Below are 4,128 nucleotides of genomic sequence, written 5' to 3' on the forward strand. Positions count from 1 at the left end.
CGATGGTAGTCACTCTCGACCAAGGCTGGATCGGCTCCGTGTTCCTCGTGGCCGTGCGCGTCGGCACCCTGTTGATGATGTCGCCCGTCTTTTCCGGCCTCGCCAGCCTCGTCACGGTGCGCGTGCTGCTGACCTTGGGCCTGTCCGCCGTGCTGGTGGGCGGCGGCGCCGTCGCATCCGTCCCGCCGACATTGGGCGGCCTGGTGTTCGGGGCGGCCGGCGAAGTGTTCGTCGGCGCGACCATGGCCTTCGGCGTGTTCGCCGCCTTCGGCGCGTTTTCCGTGGCCGGCAAGATCCTCGACATCCAGAGCGGCTTCTCGATGGGCAGCGTGTACGACCCTGTGACGCGCGCCGGCGCGCCGCTGTTTTCGACGATGCTGAACCTGGTCGGCGTCACCGCCTTCTTCGGCATGAACGCGCACCACGCGCTGCTGCGCGGTTTGGCATTTTCGCTGACGCAGGCCGCGCCCGGCGCCGGCCTCGCGAACCTCGCGCCGGAACCCGTCATCCGCCAGTTCGGCCTGATGTTCTCGCTGGGCGTGGCGCTGATCGTGCCTGTCATGCTGTGCCTGCTGCTGGTGGAGATCGGGCTGGCGATGATCTCGCGCGTGCTGCCGCAGATGAACGTGTTCTTCGTGATGGTGCCGGTGAAGATCTTCGCGGCGCTCGCGATCCTCGCGCTCACCGTCAACACGCTGGCGCCCGCGATGGCCACCGTGTACGCGTCGATTTTTCTTTTCTGGGAACGGGTGCTGACGTAAATGGCCGATCAGGATGCCGACCGCTCGGAACAGGCGACCGAGCACAAACTCGACGAAGCGCGCAAGAAGGGCAGCGTTGCCAAGAGCACCGACATGATTTCCATGGCCGTGCTGGCGGGCCTCGCCGTCTGGCTGTACGGGAACGGCTGGGACACCCTGCGCCATGGCCTGCGCACCCAGCAGAAGGTGCTGGCGCGCGCCGCCGAGCGAGACTGGAGCACCGATGCCATGGCCGCGTGGCTGGGCGAGCTGCTGCTCGACACGCTCAGCCTGATGGCGCCGCTCTTCCTCACCTTGCTCGTCGTCGCGGTGCTCGCCAATATCGCGCAGACGGGGCCCATCTTCAGCTTCTTTCCCCTGAAGCCCGACCTCACCCGCATCAATCCCGTGACGGGCCTGAAGAAACTGTTTTCCCTGCGCGTGCTGTTCGAGGCCGCGAAGAGCCTCATCAAGCTGGCGGTGCTGGGGATGGTGCTGTACACGCTCGTGAAGGGCCTGATTCCCGGGCTGGTTGGGCTGACGACCGTGGACCCGAAGGGCTATGCGCGCCTGCTGCTGGGCATGGCCGGCGGGCTCGTCCTCAAGCTCGTGCTTGCCCTGCTGGTCATCGCGCTGCTCGACATGCTGTACACGCGCTGGGACTACGCCAAGCGCATGCGCATGAGCAAGCGCGACGTGCGCGAGGAATCGAAGAACCGCGAAGGCGATCCGCGCATCCGCGCGCGCATCCGCGAATTGCGCCGCGACATGCTCAAGCGCAGCCGGTCGGTGGGCAAGGTCGCCAGCGCCGACGTCCTGATCACGAACCCGACCCGGCTTGCCGTGGCCCTGAGCTACGAGCACGGGGTCTCGGGTGCGCCGAAAGTGGTGGCGAAAGGGGCGGGCGAAGTGGCGCGCACGATGCGCGCGATGGCCGCCAAGCACGCGATTCCCATCGTCCAGAACAAGCCGCTGGCGCGGGCGCTGTTCCGCGAAGTCGACCACGACGGCTATGTGCCGGAAAAGCTCTACCCCCAGATCGCCAAGATCATGGTCTGGGTTTATTCAATGCGTGAGGCGCGGCGCGCTTCCGGAAGGACTGCCTGATGTCGTCATTTAGTAAAGTATTCGCGAAAAACGCCGACCTCGTGATGGTGCTGCTGGTGATCGGCATCCTCACCGTATTGTTCGTGCCGATCCCCTCAGGCCTCCTCGACTTCCTGATCCTGACCAACATCAGCTTCGCCCTCCTGATCCTGCTGCTCACGTTCTACATCGGCCGGCCCGTCGAGTTTTCCACCTTCCCGTCGCTGCTGCTGATCGCCACCTTGTTCCGGCTGTCACTCAACGTGGCGGCGACGCGCCTGATCCTCAGCGACGCGAACGCGGGCAGGGTGATCGCGTCGATCGGGTCGTACGTCGTCGGAGGCAACTACGTGATCGGCCTGATCGTGTTCCTGATCCTGGTGGTGGTGCAGTACGTCGTGGTCACGAACGGCGCCCAGCGCGTCTCGGAAGTGGCGGCGCGCTTCACGCTCGACAGCATGCCGGGCCAGCAGATGAGCATCGACGCCGACCTGAACATGGGGTTCATCGACCAGGAAGAGGCGAAGAAACGGCGCAAGACGCTGGAAAAGGAGAGCGGGTTCTACGGCGCGATGGATGGCGCCAGCAAGTTCGTGAAGGGCGACGCCATCGCCGGGATCGTCATCCTGCTCATCAACATCATCGGCGGCCTCGTCATCGGCGTCATGCAGATGGGCATGCGTTGGGACGAGGCGCTCCACACCTTCACTCTGCTCACCGTGGGCGACGGCATCGTGACCCAGGTCCCGGCGCTGGTGATCGCGGTGGGCACCGGCATCATCGTCACCCGTTCGGCGTCGGACGGCAACCTCAGCGCCGAGACCTTGCGCCAGCTGACGTCGTTCCCGAAGACGCTGTACCTCGTCACGGCCGCGCTGGCCGTGCTGCTGTTCCTGCCCGGCATTCCGTCGCTGCCGGTGCTCGTGATCGGCACGATCCTGGGCGGCGCCGCGTTCCTCGTCCAGCGCGGCAGGAAGCGGGCCGTGGCGGGCGAGCCGGAGGATGACGCCGCCGACCAGCCCGAGCAGGATTCCTACGCCATGCTCAAGGTCGAGCCCGTGGAAGTGATGGTGGGCGCCAACCTGGCCCCGCTCGTCAGCGGCGAACAGACGATCTTCATGGAGCGCATCGCCGCCATCCGCAAGCAGTACGCGCTCGACTCGGGCATGGTGCTGCCGCGCGTGCGCTTCCGCGACGCCCCACTGCTGGCGCCGAACGCCTACGAGCTGCACGTGTTCGGCGTGCTGGCCGGCCGCGGCGAAATCATGACCGAGCGCACCCTCGCGATCCATGCGGGCGGCGAGTCGCGCCCCGTGAAGGGCATCGAAACGCGCGAGCCGACCTATGGCCTGCCCGCGATCTGGATCGAGGACGGCGAAAAGGAAGTGGCGCGGGCGGCACGCTATACGCTGGTCGATGCGAGCACGGTCTTCATCACGCACCTGAGCGAAGTGCTCAAGCAGCAGTCGGCCGCGTTGCTGACCCGCACCGAGACGGAGCGCCTGCTGCAGCGCGTGCGCGACGACCAGCCGGGCCTCGTCGAGGAGCTGGTGCCCACGATCGTGTCGCTGAGCGACGTGCAAAAAATCCTGCAGAACCTGCTCAAGGAAAAGGTCTCGATCCGCAACCTGGAAGTCATCCTCGAGACGCTGGCCGACGTCGGCCGCACCAGCAAGGACCTGAGCTACCTGACGGAGGTCGTGCGCCAGAAGCTGGGCGCGGCGATCTGCCAGACGCTGCTGGGCGAGAACACGGCGCTCAGCGTGCTCACGCTCGACCCGGCCATCGAGCAGGTGCTGCTGCAAAGCGTGCGCAACGCGGAGGCGGGCGCCACGCTCCCGGTGGAACCCAAGTTCGCCGAGCAGCTGCTGTCCAGGCTGGCCGCGCAGGGAGAACGCATGATGAAGGCGAATCTGCTGCCGGTGCTTCTGTGTTCGCCGGATCTGCGGCGCCACATCCGCGCGCTGTCGGAGCGGGTCATTCCCCATATGCGCATCCTGTCGATGGCGGAGATTCCGAATTCCGTGAATCTGAAGTCCTACTTCACCGTCAGCCTCTAAGCATCCGCCCCTTCCCATCGCGCTCTCCGGCCTGGCCCGAGAGCGCTTTTTTTCGTCGGCTGTGTTCGCGCTAATTCGGTGACGCGGCCGGCCGCCGCTGCCTGCCGCGCCGTATTTGCAAAATATTTTCCCCGCCGCGCTAAACAATCCGATTTTCCCGTGGATAAATTGTTTGTATGGGGGAATTTACCCCTGGAAATTACTTCCTCGCGCACATCAACAATAGTCACGGGACACACACT

Annotated in this window: 3 protein-coding genes; all 3 read left to right on the plus strand. The window is 65.5% G+C overall.

What is annotated here, in order from left to right:
- Nucleotides 1-2 precede the first annotated feature (2 nt).
- Genes HAV22_RS15565 through flhA form a run of 3 tightly spaced genes read left to right on the plus strand, consistent with a single transcriptional unit; the run spans nt 3 to nt 3,886 of the window.
- The gene (locus HAV22_RS15565) at nt 3-761 is read left to right on the plus strand and encodes a flagellar biosynthetic protein FliR (protein WP_166860090.1); all 759 of its coding nucleotides are present in this window, start codon (nt 3-5) and stop codon (nt 759-761) included.
- Nucleotides 762-1,847 (plus strand): EscU/YscU/HrcU family type III secretion system export apparatus switch protein, encoded by a 1,086-nt coding sequence (locus tag HAV22_RS15570; protein WP_166860092.1) that lies wholly within the window; start codon nt 762-764, stop codon nt 1,845-1,847.
- Nucleotides 1,847-3,886: a flagellar biosynthesis protein FlhA gene (gene flhA / locus HAV22_RS15575; RefSeq protein WP_166860093.1), complete on the plus strand. Its 2,040-nt coding sequence runs from the start codon at nt 1,847-1,849 to the stop codon at nt 3,884-3,886. Before HAV22_RS15570 ends, flhA begins: the two co-directional genes overlap by 1 nt.
- Nucleotides 3,887-4,128: the final 242 nt, after the last annotated feature.

The organism is Telluria antibiotica (genome assembly GCF_011682055.1).
GTDB classification, from domain to species: Bacteria; Pseudomonadota; Gammaproteobacteria; order Burkholderiales; family Burkholderiaceae_D; genus Telluria; species Telluria antibiotica.

Coding starts and splice junctions, on each gene's coding strand:
- flhA (WP_166860093.1), top strand. CDS start 1,847: ATGTCGTCATTTAGTAAAGTATTCGCGAAAAACGCCGACCTCGTGATG.
- HAV22_RS15565 (WP_166860090.1), top strand. CDS start 3: ATGGTAGTCACTCTCGACCAAGGCTGGATCGGCTCCGTGTTCCTCGTG.
- HAV22_RS15570 (WP_166860092.1), top strand. CDS start 762: ATGGCCGATCAGGATGCCGACCGCTCGGAACAGGCGACCGAGCACAAA.